16 protein-coding genes are annotated in these 20,707 nt (G+C 57.1%); 10 read left to right on the top strand and 6 right to left on the bottom strand.

Annotation, left to right across the window (positions count from 1 at the left end):
• Position 1: 1 nt before the first annotated feature.
• Positions 2 to 3,778, bottom strand: a complete 3,777-nt coding sequence (gene tamB / locus ABR39_RS05810) for an autotransporter assembly complex protein TamB (RefSeq protein WP_047346158.1) — start codon at positions 3,776 to 3,778, stop codon at positions 2 to 4.
• Positions 3,775 to 5,508, bottom strand: a complete 1,734-nt coding sequence (gene tamA, locus ABR39_RS05805; protein WP_047346157.1) for an autotransporter assembly complex protein TamA — start codon at positions 5,506 to 5,508, stop codon at positions 3,775 to 3,777. The genes tamB and tamA overlap by 4 nt, the downstream gene beginning before the upstream one ends.
• Before the next feature lie 223 nt (positions 5,509 to 5,731).
• Between tamA and msrA the strand changes: the two genes are divergently transcribed.
• Positions 5,732 to 6,373: a peptide-methionine (S)-S-oxide reductase MsrA gene (gene msrA / locus ABR39_RS05800; protein WP_045355646.1), complete on the top strand. Its 642-nt coding sequence runs from the start codon at positions 5,732 to 5,734 to the stop codon at positions 6,371 to 6,373.
• Here msrA and ABR39_RS05795 read toward each other — a convergent pair whose 3' ends face one another.
• Positions 6,374 to 7,432 carry a LacI family DNA-binding transcriptional regulator gene (locus ABR39_RS05795; RefSeq protein WP_047346156.1) on the bottom strand — a complete coding sequence of 353 codons (1,059 nt, stop codon included), beginning with the start codon at positions 7,430 to 7,432 and terminating at the stop codon, positions 6,374 to 6,376. It abuts the gene before it with no gap.
• 192 nt (positions 7,433 to 7,624) lie between these two features.
• Between ABR39_RS05795 and ABR39_RS05790 the strand changes: the two genes are divergently transcribed.
• The 6 genes from ABR39_RS05790 (at position 7,625) to ABR39_RS05765 (ending at position 15,234) form a co-directional block, all read left to right on the top strand.
• Entirely contained in the window at positions 7,625 to 8,776 is a 1,152-nt protein-coding gene (locus ABR39_RS05790; RefSeq protein ID WP_047346155.1) for a Gfo/Idh/MocA family protein, read from the top strand.
• A gap of 16 nt (positions 8,777 to 8,792) precedes the next feature.
• The gene (locus ABR39_RS05785) at positions 8,793 to 9,977 is read left to right on the top strand and encodes a Gfo/Idh/MocA family protein (protein WP_047346154.1); all 1,185 of its coding nucleotides are present in this window, start codon (positions 8,793 to 8,795) and stop codon (positions 9,975 to 9,977) included.
• Positions 9,974 to 11,041, top strand: coding sequence for a Gfo/Idh/MocA family protein (locus tag ABR39_RS05780; protein ID WP_047346153.1), 1,068 nt, complete (start codon positions 9,974 to 9,976; stop codon positions 11,039 to 11,041). Before ABR39_RS05785 ends, ABR39_RS05780 begins: the two co-directional genes overlap by 4 nt.
• 12 nt (positions 11,042 to 11,053) lie before the next feature.
• A complete protein-coding gene (locus ABR39_RS05775) occupies positions 11,054 to 12,076 on the top strand; it encodes a Gfo/Idh/MocA family protein (protein ID WP_047346152.1) in 1,023 nt (340 codons plus the stop codon).
• 78 nt (positions 12,077 to 12,154) lie between these two features.
• Positions 12,155 to 13,702, top strand: coding sequence for an MFS transporter (locus tag ABR39_RS05770; RefSeq protein WP_047346151.1), 1,548 nt, complete (start codon positions 12,155 to 12,157; stop codon positions 13,700 to 13,702).
• 194 nt (positions 13,703 to 13,896) lie between these two features.
• The gene (locus ABR39_RS05765) at positions 13,897 to 15,234 is read left to right on the top strand and encodes a hemolysin family protein (RefSeq protein WP_047346150.1); all 1,338 of its coding nucleotides are present in this window, start codon (positions 13,897 to 13,899) and stop codon (positions 15,232 to 15,234) included.
• Between the two features lie 78 nt (positions 15,235 to 15,312).
• Here ABR39_RS05765 and ABR39_RS05760 read toward each other — a convergent pair whose 3' ends face one another.
• Positions 15,313 to 15,519: a DUF1107 domain-containing protein gene (locus ABR39_RS05760; protein ID WP_008501430.1), complete on the bottom strand. Its 207-nt coding sequence runs from the start codon at positions 15,517 to 15,519 to the stop codon at positions 15,313 to 15,315.
• A 323-nt stretch (positions 15,520 to 15,842) separates the two neighbouring features.
• On the opposite strand from ABR39_RS05760, the gene ABR39_RS05755 reads away from it, so the two are divergent.
• The gene (locus ABR39_RS05755) at positions 15,843 to 16,400 is read left to right on the top strand and encodes a YtfJ family protein (RefSeq protein WP_047346149.1); all 558 of its coding nucleotides are present in this window, start codon (positions 15,843 to 15,845) and stop codon (positions 16,398 to 16,400) included.
• Here the strand turns inward: ABR39_RS05755 and cysQ are convergent.
• A complete protein-coding gene (gene cysQ / locus ABR39_RS05750) occupies positions 16,394 to 17,134 on the bottom strand; it encodes a 3'(2'),5'-bisphosphate nucleotidase CysQ (protein ID WP_047346148.1) in 741 nt (246 codons plus the stop codon). The genes ABR39_RS05755 and cysQ overlap by 7 nt on opposite strands.
• A 190-nt stretch (positions 17,135 to 17,324) precedes the next feature.
• On the opposite strand from cysQ, the gene ABR39_RS05745 reads away from it, so the two are divergent.
• Positions 17,325 to 19,268 (top strand): bifunctional 2',3'-cyclic-nucleotide 2'-phosphodiesterase/3'-nucleotidase, encoded by a 1,944-nt coding sequence (locus ABR39_RS05745; protein ID WP_047346147.1) that lies wholly within the window; start codon positions 17,325 to 17,327, stop codon positions 19,266 to 19,268.
• Between the two features lie 98 nt (positions 19,269 to 19,366).
• Here the strand turns inward: ABR39_RS05745 and ABR39_RS05740 are convergent, their stop codons facing one another.
• Positions 19,367 to 19,753, bottom strand: a complete 387-nt coding sequence (locus ABR39_RS05740) for a winged helix-turn-helix transcriptional regulator (RefSeq protein WP_047346146.1) — start codon at positions 19,751 to 19,753, stop codon at positions 19,367 to 19,369.
• A gap of 84 nt (positions 19,754 to 19,837) precedes the next feature.
• On the opposite strand from ABR39_RS05740, the gene ABR39_RS05735 reads away from it, so the two are divergent.
• A complete protein-coding gene (locus ABR39_RS05735; RefSeq protein ID WP_047346145.1) occupies positions 19,838 to 20,686 on the top strand; it encodes an SDR family oxidoreductase in 849 nt (282 codons plus the stop codon).
• The last annotated feature ends 21 nt before the right edge of the window (positions 20,687 to 20,707 follow it).

The following is a 20,707-nucleotide window of genomic DNA, read 5'->3' as shown; positions in this document are numbered from 1 at the left end:
GCTAAAACTCAAACTGATAGAGCAGATCAAGTGCCTGGTCTATGCCGGACACTGCTTCCAGATATAGCTTAGGCATCAGGCGATAGCGTAACGTGAGTGTTGCCAGTGAGTCAAAGATCCCCACACCATATTTTACCTGCAGACCCGGCAGTACATAGCCGCTGACCACCACCTGCGAGGAGTCACCCACGCCCTGGGTGTCCAGCGCCAGATTGCTTACGCCGAACGTCTCGCCGATTTTACCCACAACCTGCCCACTTTGTGCAACCCCCAGACCCACTAACATCGAGGTCATCGCCGCACTGTCGCTCTGACCGCTGTCCAGACCTTGTCCTCGCAGCAGATAAGAGAGGGCTTCCTGCTGCGACATCGCCGGGTCAGAGAAGATCTCCGCCTTCGGTTCGTCGGCGGAGCCGGTGACGCGGACGCCCGCGATAACGTCGTTTTCCGTCGCTTCCGGGTTACGAATCGCTTCGATGTTCAGCAGAGGCTGATCCGGTGGACCAGAGAACAGCAGCTCGCCTTTGCGGACAATCAGATCCTGACCATAGGCGTGGAAACGCCCTTCAGGAATATTGATTTGCCCGTTCAGGCCAAGCCCTTGTTTATCCTGTGCCACTTTCAGGTCGCCCGTGAGCCGCGCCTTCAGCCCAAACGCATCCAGCCGCACGTTATTCCCCACGTGCACGATAAGGTTACTATTAATCGGTATGCCTGCGCTCTTCTGTTCGACAGGTTTCAGATTTTCATTGAGCATAACTTCATCGCTTGAGACGCCAACCGCACTTTCCGGCACGTCGTGGACCACGATGCGCGCCCACGGCACGTCAACGCGTCCGTCAAGCGTAAAGAGGCTTGGCGTGGCTTCAAAGACCACATCTGGCGAGACGTCCAGGCGCACCATTGGCGGTACGGTGATGCGCACCCTACTGCCTTTCGCGGCAATACGGGCACGCCAGTTATCGAGCTGGCTCCAGTCCGCGTCGCCGCTCAGGTTGATTTGTCCCTGTTGCGTTAATACCGAGCCGCTCAGCGTCGAGCTCATGCCGTTGAAGTTCATCGCGATCTGGCTGGGCTGCATATCAAACGGCATAAAGTTGCCGTCAATATCTACGCCGCTGAGCCGCAACTGACCGAAAAGCTGCGGGCTTTGCGCGTTGCCGGCCAGGCGCAGGTTGGCGTTGAGCATGCCCTCTGCTTTTTCTCCGCGGGCGAAAATCGGGTTCACCATCGCCAGGTTGAAGTTGCGGATGTTGACGTTGCCGCCCAGATTACGCCGTCCCTGCGGGTCGGTAATCTGTACCTGCCCGTCCAACTGACCGTTGTTGGTCAGACGGATAAGCCACCCCAGCTCCGCGCGGTTGTTATGCAGGTCCGCGCTCAGGTTCAGGGTGTCGAATGCCACCGGCAGCGGCGCATCGTTGACCTCCTGCGTCACCTTCACGTTACGCCCGGAAAGCGTAACGCTGCCCTGCGGCAGCCCCTCTTTCGTGGTATCCCAGGCGACATCGGCCTTCCCGCTGAAGACGCCGCTGGCCTGCGTGGTATCCGGCATAAACGGCTTCAGCATCGCCAGATCGAAGCGATTGAGGTTGATCTGCGCGCGCCCTTCCGCTCCCGCATCGATGGTCTGCGGCACGCACAGTTCCGCATTCGGGTTGGTCCAGCAGTGTGGTCCAATGCTGATCTTCTGCTCGGCGTTGCGGTAGTCCAGCGCGATGGAGCGTGACAGCGCCAGCGGCCCAACCGGCGTGTTGAAGCGGGTGTTGTCCAGCGTCCCCTTCCAGCGCTCTTCCTTGCGGTCGAAGCTGCCGGTCAGGTGAAGCTGGCCGGAGACCGGCTCGCCCTGCACGCGCAGCTGGAGGTCGTGCTGCTTCTCGTTCCCTTTGGCGTCCAGGGTGAGCAGGTTAATGTTGACGTCCGGCTGAGAAATGCGCTCCACGCGCAGGTTCAGGTTACCGCCGATCTGATCGGTGGATTTCACATCCCCTTCCACGCGGACGCGGGCAACGCTCAGCTCCTGCCAGCGCAGGTTATTGGCGGTGATATCCGCCAGCAGCTGCGGCGCGTCGACCGTGCCGCGCACTTTCACTAACCCTTTCGCCGTGCCGCCAAGGCCCGGCAGGGCGTTATCCAGGCTCGGCGCGTCGATGGTGGCATCCAGATTGAGATCTTTCACCCCCAGCTCGCCTTTGATATCCGCCGTGTTGCGACCCAGCGCCACGTGCAGTCCCGGAATTACCCACTGCAGGTAGCTGTTGCCTTTGACCGAGCCTTCAACGTTAACCTTGTTCTGCTTCACGTTACCGGTGAGCTTGATTTCCGGCACGTCCATTTGCCACGTGCCGCCGTACAGGCTGCCGCGGGTTTTGATCAGGCCATCCAGTTTTGACGGCCAGTCCGGCACCTCTTTGGCGGTGTTAATGCCCGTCAGCTTAAGCTCGCCGCGCCAGCTGATCGCCTGCTGCCAGTCGAGCAGCGCGGTCAGCTCGGTTTTACCTTCCAGCGCCGCGACGGTCAGCTTGTCGAGGTTTACCTGCTGTTCGTTGCCCTTCGCATCCAGCGTGATGGTTGCAGGCGGCACGCCCTGCCCCTTCACCGCGGTGCGGAACGAGAGCGTGTAGTCGGTCATCTTGCCGCTCAGCTTCAGCTTCAGGTCATCGGCCTGGAACTGCTTTTCGCCGGTGAACGGCCAGTAAAGCTGCTTGCTGACAACCTCAAGATTAAGCGGCAGCCCGGCTTCCGCCAGCTGGGTTTGCGCACGCAGCACCATGTCCACCGGGCCGGAGAGATTCACGCCGACGTCCAGCTTATCGCGCAGCGCCCCGCCCACTTTGACCTTCACCTTTTCGCCTTTCAGCGGATCGATGTTGAGCGCGCTGTTCAGCGTGATATCAACCGGCCAGCTGTCGCGCAGCAGGGCATTCCCTGACGCGTTAACCGAGCCCTGGTTGGTGTCGATATCCAGCGCGTCGAGCTTCATATTGCCGTCGATGCTGCTGACCTTCAGCAGCATGGTGTAGACGGTCAGGTCGGTATCGCCGGTCAGGCGCAGCTGCTCGCCTTTGAATTCCTCAATGTTGAGGTTCAGCGGCAGGTGAACGTCGGTCATCTCCGGCAGGACAGGCTTCGAGAAGAGATCTTTCAGCGTTTCGCCCAGCGGCTTTTCTTCCGGCTGCGGGTTCTGGATCTTCGGTTCGACGATCTCTTCCTGCGCCACGTCCGCCACTTTCGGCAGCGCAATCAGTAAACCCTGTAGCGACGTAGGCGTCAGGGTCAGGTTTTTCTCCTGCCAGCGCAGGCCGGAGGTGAAATCCATCACCGACACGGTGGTGTCGTCGATTTTGATATTGACGTTATCCAGCGCTACCCGATAAAGCGCGATCGGGTACGGGGTGGAGAGATTCAGCGGGCCGCTGTCCTCTTCCTCCACCGGCGCAGACTTCGGCATTTTTTTCGAATCTATCGCCACGTTGACATCTTTTAGCGACAGATCGTTAACGCAGAGCTTGCTGTCGCGCAGGCAGTCCAGCTTCACCGCCAGGTGGAATTCCCCGGCGTTCACCGCCACGCCCGGCTGCTCATAGCGGATGTTTTTCAGGCGCAGGTCGCGCCAGCCGCCCGTCACCTGGCCGATTTCCAGCCCGGGCACCCAGCGGTTCGCGGCGTTAAACAGCAGATGCAGCCCGGTCGTCGTTCCCACCAGAAACGCCACCGTACCGAGCAGCAGCACGATAAAAATCAGCACCCCGAGGCTTATCTTCTTCCATAAACTCATAATTCAGGCCCCAGACCGATGTAAAACTGTAATCCGTGTTCTTCTTTGTCGCCCACCGGAACGGCGAAATCGAGCTTGATGGGCCCAACGGGTGACTGCCAGCGCACGCCTACGCCCGCGCCGGTTTTGAAATCGCTGCGGCGGATATCGTTCACCGCTTCACCGCCGTCAACAAACATGGCGCCCCACCACTTGCCGCTGACGTTGTACTGGTACTCCAGCGAGCCGGTCGCCAGTTTTGACGCCCCGGTCAGCTGGCCTTTTTCGTTTTCCGGTGAGATCGATTTGTACTTATACCCGCGAATGCTGCGGTCGCCCCCGGCGAAGAAGCGCAGATCCGGCGGAACGCGCTCGAAGTCTCCCGTCTCAATCCAGCCGAGATTACCGCGCATCACAAAGCGGTGTTTGTCGTACAGCGTGCGGATCCAGACGTTTTGCGCCTGAAAGACGGAGAAGTCCACGTCGGAGCCCCAGGCGGTGTTGGAATAATCGATTGAGTAGCGCTGTGAGTCGCCCCAGGTCGGCATCAGGCCCCCGCGCGAGCGGGTGCGGCTGATCATCACGCCCGGATAAAGCAGCATGGTGGTGTTGGTGACGTTGGCCTGGGTAAAGTGGTCGAGGCTCCAGCGCAGGTTAATAGCACGCTGCCAGCCGCTGGAGAGCTCCCAGTAGCGGGAGACTGCCAACGTCGTCGTGTCCTGCTCGGTATCGTTCAAATCGGTGCGCTTAAAGCCGCCCTGCAGAAGGTAATACTGCTCAAGCGGATTTTTCAGCAGCGGCATTTTGTAGCTGAAATCCAGCTGCTGCTCGGGCGCTGAGAGGCTCAGGCTGGTGGTCAGGCTGTGGCCGTAGGAGTTCATCCACGGCTTTTTCCACGAGGTTTTCACGCGTGGGCCAACGTCCGTCGAATAGCCCACACCGGTCTCAATGGTGTTCTCGGTGCGCGGCGAGACAACGCCATGCAGCGGCAACACCTTGGTTTTGCGAGACTTATCAAATTCCGGTGCGACAATCACGGAGTTAAACCAGCCGGTGGCGGAGAGGCGGCGGTTCAGTTCTCCCAGGTCGCTCGACTGGTAGTAATCCCCTTTTTTGAAGGGAACGAGGTTTTGCAGGTACTCTTCACGAATTTGCGACCCTTCGAACGTCACGTCACCAAAGCGGTAGCGCTCCCCGCTGTCGTAGTCGATGTCCCAGAAGGCCTGACGTCGTTCCAGCGACACCCCAAGCTGGCTTTTGTTGAACTGGCTGTCGAAGTAGCCTTTACGCAGCGCGACGCTGGTTAAGGATTTTTTAAAATGATCGTAATCGCCGTGATTCAGCACGGTGCCAATTTTTGGACGCGTACTCAGCAGATCGAGGTAATCCCTGTCCGTGCGCGCACCGCCGCGCAGCACCACGTTGGTGCCGCCAATCAATACCGGCTCGCCCGGCGAGACGCGAGCAATAAGCACCTGGCGCCCCTTCTTTGGCGGCGGACGGAGGTCAAAATCAATGGTGGGTTCGTAATAACCCAGCGCTTTCAGCCCTTCCCGGATGGCGTCATCCACGCGCGCGCGAAAACGCCGGTCCGGCGTCACCTCATCGCTCTGGATGGTCGATAGCTGCGCACGCACGTTTTTTTGTAGCGCCCCGGATAACCCCTCAACCTGCAAACGGACATTCGCCGCGCTGGCAATCCCGCTTGTCAGCAATACACTGACTAAACATAACTGGCGGATTTTTGTCACGTTTTCTCCTGAATATCCCTGTTTCCACCCTGGAAGCAAATGAAGTGCCGCTCCGCGGCAAAATACGGCCTGTTGGCCAAAACCCAAATCACGGGTTGAAAATGGGTGTAACACCCAAATATTTCTTATGATTAAATCTAGACTCATTCAGCGCATTTATTGTGTTCAATTAAACGCTTCGTGACAACCTTAACTGAAACATCGCACCCCGGGAGGCCCCATCGTGAGTTTATTCGACAAAAAGCATCTGGTTTCACAAGCCGATGCATTACCGGGACGCAACACCCCTATGCCTGTGGCGACCTTACACGCCGTCAATAACCATTCAATGACCAACGTTCCAGAAGGAATGGAAATCGCCCTGTTCGCGATGGGCTGCTTCTGGGGCGTTGAACGCCTCTTCTGGCAGCTGCCCGGCGTTTACAGCACGGCGGCCGGCTACACGGGCGGTTACACGCCTAATCCAACCTACCGCGAAGTCTGCTCCGGGGAAACCGGCCATGCGGAAGCGGTTCGCGTGGTTTATGACCCTGCGGTGATTAGCTACGAGCAGCTCCTGCAGGTCTTCTGGGAAAATCATGACCCGGCGCAGGGCATGCGTCAGGGCAACGACCACGGCACCCAGTACCGCTCGGCTATTTATCCGCTCACGCCGGAGCAGGACGCCGCCGCGCGCGCCAGCCTTGAGCGTTTCCAGCAGGCCATGCGTGAAGCTGGCGATACGCGCGAGGTGACCACGGAAATTGCGACGGCGAAACCGTTCTACTATGCCGAGGACGATCACCAGCAGTATCTGCATAAAAACCCCTATGGCTACTGCGGTATCGGGGGCATCGGCGTTTGCCTGCCGCCGCAGCTGGCGTAATTACTGATCCAGCGCCACGCGAGCCGCGTGGCGCGTGGCGTTACTGACCGAGCCGTAGTCCATCACTTTGCCCTGCAGCAGCAGGTTAAAGACCGGTGCCTGCGGTCGGTTGAGCCGCGTTTGCAGCAGGTGAACGGCCTCAATCCCCAGCTCGCGGCAGGGCACCGTAACGCCCGTGATCGGTCTTTCCAGACGGTGCGCTAAATTCCAGGCAAAATCGGTCGTGATGAGCGAAATGTCTTCCGGAATGCGCAGCCCGTGGCGCGTTAACGCCCTGACCACGCCTTCCGTCATGCTGGTGCTGTTCGGGAAAATCACCTCCGGCCACTGGGATCTGTCATGACTCATCAGCCACGCGTCCAGCGCCCGCTCGGCCTCGTCTGCCGTAAACCACTCTGTCACTAATAGATCGCGCTGGGGATCAAAGGCAACGTGAAAATGGCGGTATGCCTCCTTGATGCCGTCCAGACGCGCGTAGAGCGTATCCCGGCGCAGGCAGGTGAGCGTGAGGACCCGGCGATGCCCCTGCTCAAAAAGGTACTGCATGGCGGTGAAACCAATCGCCCGGTGGTCGGGCGACACGGAATCCAGCACCCGATCCCGGTCAACGGAGTTAATCAACACGCAGGGCTTATTCAGCGTGCTCGCCAGTTTAAATATGGTGGAATCATCAGTTCCAATAATGATTATCGCGTTGATATTCTTATGACTGGCCTTTTCCATAAATAATTTCACATCGGCGTGCTGTTCTTCTAATCCACAGCAGCTGACCCACACGTTGTGCGGCGCGCAGGCTTCAGCAATACCTTTGGTCACTTCCAGATAAAAAATGTCCCCACGTCCCTGAAAGGTTCTTTCCGGGGCAAAGACCGCGATGCCGTTAATCAGCAGCCGCCCGCTTGCCATCGACTCAAGCACGCCCAGCTTCCTCGCGGTACGCACAATCGCTTCTCGGGCTTTCTCGCTGGTGTACGACTTGCCGCTCAGGACCCGCGAAACGGTGCTGACGGAATAGCCCGTGAGCGCCGCGATCTCCTCCATTTTTAACCTTCCCGACATAGTGTGACCTCGCTCTCAATCAGTTTTTGCAAATATTTGCAGAAACAGCACATTGATTTTAAAACCAAATTTCAAGAAGCCTGGAGATTACTTAACCACCCTGCGAGTATTCTCACAAAAACACATTGTCGCTGCCGCTCCCCTTTCCTATTTTCCGGTCATCACTCATTTCAACTGAAATTAAGGTGTGACATGGAGAAGGTACGTTTTGGCATTATTGGAATAGGTAATATCGGTACGGTCCACGCGCGTTATTTACTGGCGGGTACGGTCAGTGACGCCTGCCTGGCGGCGGTTTGCGATAATGCACTGGAAAAACACCCGGCCATTCGCCAGCTGGTCGGCACCCTCCCCCTTTTCAGCGACGCGCAGGAGATGCTCCAGAGCGGGCTTATCGACGCGGTGATTGTCGCGACTCCCCACTACGACCACCCGCGCCTGTCGATGCTGGCAATGCGCCACGGCATCCACACTCTGTGTGAAAAACCGGCGGGCGTGTATACCGCCCAGGTTCAGGAGATGAACGCCTGCGCCCAGGCGTGCGACGTGGTGTTCGGCATCATGTACAACCAGCGCCCGAACCCGCTCTACCAGAAGGTGAAAGATCTGATCGACAGCGGCGAGCTGGGCGAGATCCGCCGCTCCAACTGGATCATCACCAACTGGTATCGCTCGCAGAGCTACTACAACTCCGGCGGCTGGCGCGCCACCTGGAAAGGAGAAGGCGGCGGCGTACTGCTCAACCAGGATCCGCATCAGCTCGATCTCTGGCAGTGGCTGGTCGGCATGCCGGTTCGCCTGCGCGCGTTTTGCCAGTTCGGCAAACATCGCGATATCGAAGTGGAGGACGAGGTCACCGCCTATGCCGAGTACGCCAGCGGCGCGACGGGCGTGTTTATCACGACCGTGGCGGAAACGCCGGGCACCAACCGGCTGGAAATCGTCGGCGATCGCGGCAAGGTGGTCGTCGAAGAGGGGAAACTGCGCTACTGGCGGCTGCGTGAGTCCGAAACCGATTTTAACGCCCGCTGGCAAAACGGTTTTGGTGAACCCGAATGCTGGGAGGTCACGCTTCCCGTCGCCCCGGAGTGCAGCGAACACCACGTCATTACCGCCAATTTCTGTGCCGCCATCCTGCGCGGCGAGCCGCTCATTGCACCGGGCCTGGAAGGGATCAACGGGCTGACGCTCTCCAACGCCATGCACCTCTCCACCTGGACCGACGACTGGGTCGAACTCCCGCTCAACGAGAAACAGTATCTGCGCCTGCTTCAGCAGCGCATCAGCACCTCAGTGGCTAAAGAGACAGCCAGCGTCACGCTGGATGCCTCCGGCACCTGGTAACTCCGGAGAAGAAACGATGTTAAATGTCGCTATCGTGGGAACAGGGAATATCTCGCATAACCATATTCAGGGCTATTTGCAGTTTGGCCAGCGCTGCCGGATCGTCGCGCTGGTGGATATCTACCCGGAAAAAGCTCACGAGAAAAAAACGCGCTACGGCCTGACGGACGCGCGAGTGTATGAAAGCCACCAGCAGATGCTGGCGTCAGAGCCGGATATCGACATCGTCGACGTCTGCACGCCGCCTTACGTCCATGCAGAGATAAGCATTGATGCCCTCAATGCCGGCCGCCATGTGCTGTGCGAAAAGCCGATGGCCGCCTCGCTGGAGGAGTGCGACGCCATGCTCGCCGCACAGAAAGCCAGCGGCAAAACGCTCGCCATCATTGCCCAAAACCGCTTTACCGACGCCTTCTGGCGCTTAAAAGCGGCGCTGGATTCGGGTCTGGCTGGCAAGGTCTGCCATGCCCAGGTGGATTCGTTCTGGTGGCGCGGACACTGCTACTACGACCTGTGGTGGCGCGGTACCTGGGAAAAAGAGGGCGGCGGCTGCACGCTTAACCACGCGGTTCATCACATCGACGCCATTCAGTGGATGCTGGGCTTCCCGTCCGAGGTGGTGGCCATGATGACTAACGTGGCGCACGACAACGCTGAAGTCGAAGATCTCAGCGCCGCGATATTTAAATACCCCAGCGGCGCGCTCACCCAACTGACTGCCTCGGTCGTACACCACGGGGAAGATCAGAAAATCATTATCCAGGGTGACAAGGCGCGCATCTCCGCCCCGTGGCAGGCCGTTGCCAGCGTCAGCGCCGATAACGGCTTCCCGCAGGAGGATCGGGATCTGCAGCGGGAAGCGCAGCTCAACGCCGTTTTTCAGGAGACGCCGAAGCTCGAGTGGACGCTGCACACCGGGCAGATTAACGACCTGCTGTATGCCATCGAGCACGACGCGGCGCCGTTAGTGGACGGCCTGCAGGGCAAACGCTCCCTGGAGCTGATTACCGCGATTTATAAATCCGCCATTACCCGCAGCGTGGTCTCGCTGCCGATTCAGCGCGATGACCCGTTTTACCGCACCGGCGGGACGAACGCACTCGCCCCCCGTTTTTATGAAAAATCCGCAAGCGTTGCCAACTTCAGCGAAGTCGGTGCGATTCCCCTTGGCAAAGATCTGGATGAAGGAGTGACACAATGAACAAAAATGACGGTATGAACTACGCGCCGGTCGGTAAGCCACAGCCGGTCGTGAAGGAAGGCGAATTTGTCTTTGCCGCGGCCGCGCTAGACCACGGCCATATCTACGGCATGAGTAACGGCCTGATTGAAGCTGGCGCCACGCTCAAATGGGTGTACGACCCTGACCCGGCAAAAGTGGACAAATTCATCCAGCAGTATCCGCAGGCCAGGGTTGCAGAATCCCTGGACGTGATACTCGCCGACGACGAGGTGCGGCTGGTGGCTGGCGCCGCCATTCCCTCCGAGCGCTGCGCGCTGGGGCTGAAGGCGATGGCCGCCAGCAAGGACTACTTCACGGATAAAGCGCCGCTCACCACCCTTGAGCAGCTGGAAGATGCCAAAGCCATGGTGGAAAAAACGGGCCGGAAATACGCCGTGTACTACAGCGAGCGCCTGCACGTTGAGAGCGCGGTCTTTGCCGGACAGCTGGTGCAGCAAGGGGCCATTGGGCGCGTCGTACAAACGCTGGGGACTGGCCCGCACCGGGAAGGGACCGGCCGCCCGGACTGGTTCTACGATCGACGCTATTTCGGTGGCATTCTGTGCGATATCGGCAGCCACCAGATTGAGCAGTTCCTTTTTTACACCGGCAACAGCGACGCCACCGTGGTGGCAAGCCAGGTGCGCAACGTTAAACACCCGCAGTACCCCGCCTTTGAAGATTTTGGCGATGCCACGCTGAAAGGGGAAAACGGCGCCAGCGGCTATTTCCGCTGCGACTGGTTTACCCCTGACGGACTCTCTACCTGGGGCGATGGCCGCCTGACGCTGCTCGGCACCGAAGGCTATATCGAGATCCGCAAATATGTCGATCTCACCCGCGGCGAGCAGGACGTGGTGTATCTCGTCAATAAAGAGGGAGAGTTCCGCTATCCGGTCGCCGGACAGGTGGGGTTCCCGTTCTTTGGCGAACTGATCCTCGACTGTTTGCATCGTACTGAAAACGCCATGACCCAGGCCCACGCCTTCAGGGCGGCGGAGCTCTGCGTGAAGGCTCAGATGCTGGCCAACGCGACGGAATAACGGGAGGCGACGATGACGATCCTGAACACGGCGTTAATTGGCGCAGGGGCGATTCACGGTTGTCATGTGAACGCGCTGCGCCAGCTCCCCAACGTTGCCCTGCGCGCGCTGGTAGATATCGACAGCGTCAAAGGGCTGAAGCTGGCAATGGGCTACCAGTGCCGCTTTTATCAGGATTACCGGGAAATGCTGCTGGATGACGCCATCGATGTGGTCCATATCTGCACGCCGCATTTCGAGCATAAAAGCATGATCCTGGCGGCTCTCGCCGCCGGGAAGCATGTTTTCTGCGAAAAACCGGTGGGCATGAACAGCAGCGAACTCGTGGATATCACCCGCGCCGCTGAACGGGCGCCGGGTCTGCTCGGCGTGTGCTATCAGAACCGGCTCAACCCCACCAGCCTGCGCATTCGCCAGACGCTGGACGATGGTGAACTGGGAAAAATGCTCAGCATCAAGGCAGTGCTGACGTGGTCGCGCGCGGGCGCGTACTACACCGAAAGCCCGTGGCGCGGGCGGCTGGCAACGGAAGGCGGCAGCCTGCTGATCAACCAGGCCATTCATACCCTCGACCTGATGCAGTGGTTCGCCGGCGGCGCAACGCTCGTGAAAGGCGTGGTCGATAGCGGTGAGCTGGCGGACGTGACCGAAGGAGAAGACAGCGCGATGGCGACGCTGCATTTTGCCAACGGCGCGCGCGGTCTGTTTTACGCCAGCAACTGCAACACCACCGACTCCCCGCTCCTGATAGAGATCCACTGCGAGCGGGGCTCGCTGCTGCTGAATGACAACGTGCTCTGGCGCGTGACGCCGGGCGAGCGCGTAAGGCTAGCGACCGACGACTCCCCTGACGGCTCGGTCAAAAGCTACTGGGGCCTGGGACACGAGCAGGCGATCCGCCGTTTTTATCACGCTATCACCCACCCGGGAAACGCGGGTTACACCGACATCCGTGAAGCCGGAAAATCACTCACCCTTGTGGAGGCTATTTACCGCTCATCTCAATTAAGACAATGGATAGATATCAATAATTAGAACGTAATTTGTATTCCAGCAGTAAATAAAAAAACGACCCAAATATGGGTTTATAGCTACCCTACACTGGATATTATTATGGTCAAACCAACTGAACGTAGAGTGGGTTATGGCGTGGCGCTTGGCTACGGCATAACCGATCTTTTTGGCGGAGGCGCTTTCGCCATTATCGGCACCTGGCTGTTATTTTTTTATACCACCTACTGCGGGCTCTCGGTTATTGAAGCGGGATCTATATTTGCCATTGCCCGCGTTATCGATGCGCTGTTAAGCCCGATTATGGGGTATATCACCGATAATTTCGGCGATACCTGGCTCGGGCGTAAATTTGGCCGTCGCCGCTTCTTTTTATTACTCAGTTCCCCGTTAATGTTTTTATATGCCCTGCTGTGGATGACCGATATGGGGTACTGGTATTACCTGGGCACTTACCTCTCCATTGAATTGCTGTCGGCGATGGTGCTGGTGCCCTGGGAGACCCTGGCGGCTGAGATGACCAACCGCTACGAAGAGCGTAGCCGCCTCTCCGGCGTGCGCATGATCTGCTCCCAGCTGGGCGGTTTTCTTGCGGTTTCCGTTCCCGGCGTCATTATGCAGTTCACCGGTAAAGATAATCCCTTTACCTACACCTTCACCGGGCTGATCTTTTCCTGCATCTTCTGCATTGCGGTATTTATTACCTGGTACACCACCTGGGAAGCGAAGGATGTACAGCAGGAGTCCACGTTTAAAGTAGAGAATCACCGCAGCAGCGGGATCCTCAATCACCTGAAATATCTGGTGCTGGATCTCTTCTCCTCCTTCCGTATTCGCGCGTTCCGCCTGCACATTATTATTTATATCTTTTCGTTTACGGCGATGGACGTATTCGGGTCGGTCTTTACCTATTATGTCGTTTATTGCCTGAGCCAGGATGCGGCAGCGGTGTCGGGCTGGCTGAGCATTGCGGCTTTTGCCTCGGTGCCCGGCACGTATGGATTTATGCTGCAGTTGAACCGTCTGAACATGACGCCGTCTGCCGCCCTGCGTCTCTCCTACGGCTGTATTTTCCTGGTACTGGCCTTCCTGTTTACGGTTTACCTGACCAAAACGCAGGTACCGACGCTGCTGTTCTCGGCGGTCTTTATCCTGCTCGGCGCCGCCCGCTCTGGCCTTTATTACATACCGTGGAACATCTACAGCTTCATTCCGGATATTGACGAGATGGTGACCCAGCAGCGCCGCGAAGGCATTTTTGCCGGCGTGATGGTCCTGACCCGCAAAAGCACCGTGGCGATTGCCATCATGATTATTGGCCTGGTGCTGCAGGAGTCCGGCTTCGTGAAGGGCAGCGGCGCGCAGCCTGAAAGCGCGCTGGGGGCGATTATAGGCCTGATGATTTTCGCGACGGCCGCCCTGCTGGCGGTAAGCTTCTTCACGACCTACAAGTTCAGGCTCACCCGCGAGACGCATAAGCTGCTCCTTAAGGAGATCGCGCGCCGCAAGCTGGGCGGAGACTATCGTGACTGCGACGCCAGGACCCGCGTGGTGATCAAACAGCTCACAGGCTATGAGTACGACCAGGTATGGGGAGGCGATGCAACCCGACGGGCAGAAGGAAACGCCCGTTTATCCGCCGCGAAATAACCCCTCTTACCGGACAGCATCGCGCTGTCCGGTCTGTTTTATGCCAAAAATGTGACCTCTGGCAGATTTACATCTCTTTACGCTATACTACCGCTGAAATAATCGGCTCAACGCTACGAGCTGACGTTCAATGTGTCTTCACACAAATGGTATCAACTCCCCTTCTGAGGATCTGGCGATAAGCCGGATAAACTATGTTAAACAGTATTTTAGTAATACTTTGTCTTATTGCCGTCAGTGCATTTTTCTCGATATCTGAGATCTCGCTGGCCGCATCCCGTAAAATCAAACTGAAGCTGCTTGCAGACGAAGGCAACATCAATGCCACCCGCATCCTGAAAATGCAGGAAAACCCCGGTATGTTCTTCACCGTGGTGCAGATCGGCCTCAACGCGGTCGCCATTCTCGGCGGTATCGTGGGCGATGCGGCGTTTTCTCCGGCGTTTTATAGCCTCTTTGTAAAGTACATGTCCGTTGAACTGGCCGAACAGCTGAGCTTTATCCTCTCCTTCTCGCTGGTAACCGGGCTGTTCATCCTCTTTGCTGACCTGACCCCGAAACGCATCGGTATGATTGCGCCAGAAGCCGTGGCTTTGCGTATCATCAACCCGATGCGCTTCTGTCTGTACGTGTTCCGTCCGCTGGTGTGGTTCTTCAACGGCCTGGCGAACGTCATTTTCCGCATCTTTAAGCTGCCGATGGTGCGTAAAGATGACATCACCTCTGACGACATTTATGCGGTCGTGGAAGCCGGCGCGCTGGCCGGGGTGCTGCGTAAGCAGGAGCACGAGCTGATTGAGAACGTATTCGAACTGGAATCCCGTACCGTGCCCTCTTCAATGACGGGCCGTGAAAACATTATCTGGTTCGATTTACACGAAGACGAGCAGAGCCTGAAGACTAAAGTGGCGGAGCATCCGCACTCTAAGTTCCTGGTCTGTAATGAGGATATCGACCACATCATCGGTTACGTCGACTCCAAAGACCTGCTGAACCGCGTGCTGGCGAACCAGAGCCTGGCGCTCAACAGCGGCGTACAGATCCGCAACACCCTGATCGTGCCGGACACCCTGACGCTCTCAGAAGCGCTGGAAAGTTTCAAAACCGCCGGGGAAGACTTCGCGGTTATCATGAACGAATACGCGCTGGTGGTGGGTATTATCACCCTCAACGACGTAATGACCACGCTGATGGGCGACCTCGTTGGCCAGGGGCTGGAAGAACAGATTGTTCAGCGTGACGAAAACTCATGGCTGATCGACGGCGGTACACCGATTGAAGACGTGATGCGCGTGCTGGATATCGACGAGTTCCCGCAGTCCGGTAATTACGAGACCATCGGCGGCTTTATGATGTTTATGCTGCGTAAAATCCCGAAACGTACCGACTCGGTGAAGTTCTCCGGCTACAAGTTTGAGGTGGTGGATATTGATAACTACCGCATCGACCAGCTGCTGGTGACGCGAATCGACAACAAACCGACCGTACTGGTGCCGAAGCTGCCGGATGCGGAAGAGAAGGTGTCGGCGTAAGGTTCCTGCCCCCCACAAACATCAACGGCTCCCATTGGGAGCCGTCTTTTTATCTACTTCTACTGCATAGCACGTTGGTTAAGCCATCTCAGTTTGCAGACGCATAACCTGACGGTTGACTTCGGACATCACAGACAGATGCTGTTTGTCCTTCACTTTTGGGACAAGGATCTTGCCCTTATCAAACTCAAAAGCGCCAACATCCTTGATATACAACCGTCCACGGAACAGGATCTTCACGTACTTCGCCACCTGAAGCGGGTTGTAGCGTTGGAAAATTTTCATTCTTGTATCTCCTGCGAATCATACGCTCTTGCGGTGCCACAATCGGCCCGACTGTCCTGAGCGCAAATTTTAATGCCCAATGACTATAGACCAGAACTACGTTGTTACCCAGTATGCATAAGTTTATTTACCGTTTGATTACAATTATTCAGAATAATCTTTGCAAACCGTCACTGAGGGCAGTATAAGCCGTCGTTTTTTCATGGATATGTGCGTTCGCCCGCAAACTGGCATCCGGATTGCGGGAAAACCACATTGATCGCACTTATCATTAAAGCGTATGACCAAGTGGTCGGATCACCTGCAAACAATAAGGAAACGCCATGACCCTACGTAATATCCTTGCAGCAGCTTGCCTGCTGCTGCCTCTGTGGGCTTCCGCTCACAACATTGAAAAAGGACAACGTGTACCGCCAGTCGGCATTGCTGACCGGGGAGAATTGATTCTCGACAATGATAAGTTTAGCTACAAACCCTGGAATAGCGCGCAGCTCGCAGGCAAAGTGAGAGTTGTACAACATATTGCCGGTCGTACATCCGCAAAAGAGAAAAATGCCAACCTGGTGGAAGCGATCAAGTCCGCAAAATTCCCCCATGACCGCTACCAGACGACCACCATTGTTAACACTGACGATGCCATTCCAGGCTCCGGGATGTTTGTGCGCTCAAGCCTTGAGAGCAATAAAAAGCTCTACCCGTGGTCGCAGTTTATCGTCGACAGCAACGGCGTAACCCGTAAGGCCTGGCAGCTGGAGGAAGAGAGTTCTGCGATTGTTGTGCTCGATAAAGAGGGCCGCGTGCAGTGGGTCAAAGACGGGTCATTGACTCAGGAAGAGGTGCAGCAGGTTGTCGACCTGCTGCATAAGCTGTTGGCTCAATAAATAGAGACGCGGAAGCCGGGGTTGAGGAACGATTCGCGCGGGGTATAGTCCAGCGGCTTGCCCTGCCAGTCATGAACGTGCGCTCCGGCGGCCGCGGCAACCGCATGACCTGCCGCGGTATCCCAGACGTTGGTTGGCCCAAAGCGGGGGTACAGCTGCGCCTGTCCTTCCGCCACCAGGCAGAACTTCAGCGATGAGCCAATCGAGGTGGTCTGGTGTTCACCCAGCTGTTGCAGATACTCCTGCAGCTCGCTGTCGCTGTGCGAGCGGCTAATCACCACCAGCGGTGGACGCGCATCGCGCACCTGGATCTGCTTGCGCACGCCGCACTCTTCCTTCCAGGCCTTCCCTTCTGCGGCGCTGTACATCACCTTCATTACCGGCGCGTATACCACGCCCAGCACCGCTTTGCCTTTCTCAATCAGGGCAATGTTGACGGTGAACTCACCGTTGCGCTTGATGAACTCTTTTGTCCCGTCCAGCGGGTCGACCAGCCAGTAGCGCTGCCAGTGCTGGCGCTCGTCCCAGCTTTGCGGCGCTTCTTCAGACAAAACGGGAATGTCCGGCGTTAAGGCCTGTAACCCTTGCAGGATCACCTTATGCGCCGCGATATCTGCCGCCGTGACCGGAGAGTCGTCGGCTTTGCTGACAACCTCCATCGGTTTATTACCGTCATACACCTGCATGATGGCATCTCCCGCATCCCGTGCGAGCTGACAAATTTTATCTAGCATTTTCCACCTCTTTGTTAACGCAGTGAGGTTAACTCTTTGTTTTAGTTATATCGTAATGTGAACAATTCCGCTATCTGTGAAGCAATTCCGGTTTCAGGTCACTTTTTTCTGTCAGGATTCACATTTCTGTAAGCAACACGCTATAGATACATACTCTTTTGTGGCATGGATCGAAAAAAGGACTCCTCTGATGATTAAGTTTAGCGCAACGCTCCTGGCGACGCTGATTGCAGCGAGCGTACAGGCGGCGACGGTCGATCTGCGTATTCTGGAAACGACCGATCTTCACAGCAACATGATGGACTTCGATTACTACAAAGATACCCCGACGGAAAAATTCGGACTGGTACGCACGGCAAGTTTGATTAACGCCGCGCGCGGTGAGGTGAAAAATAGCGTGCTGGTCGATAACGGCGATCTCATTCAGGGCAGCCCGCTCGGCGATTACATGGCGGCGAAGGGGCTGAAAAAAGGCGAGATCCATCCTGTCTATAAAGCGATGAACACGCTGGACTATGCCGTCGGCAACCTCGGCAACCACGAATTCAACTACGGCCTGAAATACCTGCATGACGCGCTGGCAGGGGCCAAATTCCCGTACGTTAACGCCAATATCATCGACGTTAAGACCCAAAAGCCGCTGTTTACGCCTTACCTGATTAAAGAAACAGAGGTAGTCGACCAGGACGGTAAAAAGCAGACGCTGAAAATCGGCTACATCGGTTTTGTGCCGCCGCAAATTATGACGTGGGATAAGGCGAACCTCAGCGGCAAAGTCACCGTTAACGACATTACCGAGACGGCGCGTAAATACGTGCCGGAAATGCGTGAGAAAGGGGCGGATCTGGTGGTCGTCGTCGCCCATTCCGGCCTCTCTGCCGATCCGTATCAGGCCATGGCCGAAAACTCCGTTTACTACCTGAGTGAAGTTCCGGGCGTTGACGCGATCCTCTTCGGCCATGCTCACGCGGTCTTCCCGGGCAAAGATTTTGCCGGCATCAAAGGGGCGGATATCGATAAAGGGACGCTCAACGGCGTGCCGTCGGTGATGCCAGGCATGTGGGGCGACCATCTTGGCGTGGTGGATCTGGTGCTGAATAACGACGGCGGCAGCTGGAAGGTCACGCAGTCAAAAGCCGAAGCGCGCCCGATTTACGACGCTGCGGCTAAAAAATCACTGGCGGCGGAAGATAAAAAACTGGTCGAGGTGCTGAAGCACGATCACGACGCCACGCGCGACTTCGTCAGCAAACCGATCGGCAAATCCGCCGACAACATGTACAGCTTCCTGGCGCTGGTTCAGGACGATCCGACCGTCCAGGTGGTCAACATGGCGCAGAAAGCCTATGCCGAACACTTTGTTCAGGGCGATCCGGATCTGGCAAAATTGCCGGTGCTCTCCGCCGCTGCACCATTCAAAGTGGGCGGGCGTAAGAATGACCCGGCAAGCTATGTGGAAGTCGAAAAGGGCCAGCTGACCTTCCGTAACGCCGCCGATCTCTACCTCTACCCGAACACGCTGGTGGTGGTAAAAGCGACCGGCCAGGAGGTGAAAGAGTGGCTGGAGTGCTCCGCCGGGCAGTTTAACCAGATTGACCCGCACAGCAGTAAGCCGCAGTCGCTGATTAACTGGGACGGTTTCCGTACCTACAACTTCGACGTGATCGACGGCGTGAATTACCAGATTGACGTCACCCAGCCGGCGAAATATGACGGCGAGTGTCAGGCAGTTAACCCGCAGGCGGAGCGCATCAAAAACCTGACCTTCAACGGCAAGGCGATCGACCCGAGCGCCACCTTCCTGGTCGTGACCAATAACTATCGCGCCTACGGCGGTAAGTTTGCCGGTACGGGAGATAGCCACATCGCCTTCGCCTCACCGGACGAAAACCGCTCGGTGCTGGCGGCATGGATCAGCGCCGAATCGAAAAAGGCGGGGGAAATTCACCCGGCAGTGGATAACAACTGGCGTCTGGCACCGATCCACAGCGATACGAAACTGGATATCCGCTTTGAAACCTCGCCGTCCGATAAAGCTGCCGCGTTCATTAAGGACAAGGCGCAGTATCCGATGAAAAAGGTGGCGACGGATGATATCGGGTTCGCGATTTATCAGGTGGATTTGAGCAGGTAAAAGCAAAACGGCAACGCACGTTGCCGTTTTTAGTGTTTATTCCCTCTCCCTGTGGGAGAGGGTCAGGGTGAGGGCATCAGACCGCACATTCCCGGCTTTTACGCCGCACGATCGTCCCGATTCGCCATCACCTTCGGCGTATTTACCTCAATCCAGTCCGCCAGCGCGGCGACTTTCTCGCTGACCTCAATACCCAACGGCGTCAGGCTATACTCTACGTGCGGCGGCACAACTGGATACGACACGCGATCGACAAACCCGTCGAGCTCCAGCGCCTGGAGTGACTGGGACAGCATCTTTTCGCTTACTCCGCCCATTTTACGGCGCAGATCGCTAAAGCGGTGCGTTCCCTCGCGCAGGGCCAGCAGAATCAGTACTCCCCAGCGGCTGGTCACGTGTTTAAGCACCTCCCGCGAAGGACATTGTTCCGCGAAGAGATTGCCATCGCGCATTTGTTCGCTGAGCGTCGGAATCGTTGTTTTCATACTTACCTTTTTGTACGTACTTACTAAAAGTTAGCTATGGTGCTAGTGTGCCACAACACCAGACAAACACGAAGGAGATTCATCATGATCGCAATTACCGGCGCTACCGGCCAGCTTGGCCATCTCGTTATCGAACAGCTGTTGAAAACCGTACCGGCCAGCCAGATTGTAGCCATCGTACGTAACCCGGCGAAAGCTCAAGCCTTAAGCCAGCAGGGTATTGTGGTTCGTCAGGCTGACTATACGGACGAAGCCGCCTTCACCGCCGCGCTGAACGGCGTGGATAAACTGCTGCTGATCTCGTCCAGCGAAGTCGGCCAGCGCGCGATCCAGCACCAGAACGTCATTAACGCCGCCAAAGCCGCTGGCGTGAAATTTATCGCCTACACCAGCCTGCTGCATGCGGACAAATCGCCGCTCGGTCTTCACGTTGAACACGTCCAGACCGAAAAAGCGCTGGCAGAGTCAGGCGTGCCATATGCCCTGCTGCGCAACGGCTGGTACACCGAAAACTATCTGGCGAGCGCGCCGCCTGCGCTGGAGCATGGCGTCTTTATTGGTGCAGCTGGCGAAGGCAAAATTGCTTCTGCGACCCGTGCAGATTACGCAGCGGCTGCAGCCAAAGTCGTATCTGAGGAAGGTCACGCAGGTAAGGTGTATGAGCTGGCGGGCGACAGCGCGTGGACGCTGAGCGAACTGGCGGCTGAACTGAGCAAGCAGAGCGGTAAGCCGGTGGCGTATCAGAACCTGAGCGAAGCCGATTTTGCCGCCGCGCTGAAGGGCGTTGGCCTGCCTGCCGGGCTGGCGGATATGCTGGCGGACTCCGACGTGGGCGCCTCGAAAGGCGGCCTGTTCGATGACAGCCGCACCCTGAGCAAGCTGATCGGCCGCCCGACCACAACGCTGGCGGAGAGCGTCAAAGCCATCCTGTAATTGTTACGGATTGGTTATTTT

Origin of the sequence: Enterobacter genomosp. O (assembly GCF_001022965.1) — a bacterium.
Taxonomy (GTDB): domain Bacteria; phylum Pseudomonadota; class Gammaproteobacteria; order Enterobacterales; family Enterobacteriaceae; genus Enterobacter; species Enterobacter cloacae_L.
The sequence above is the reverse complement of the archived record's forward strand: the minus strand, read 5'-3'. Positions and strand labels throughout refer to the sequence as shown.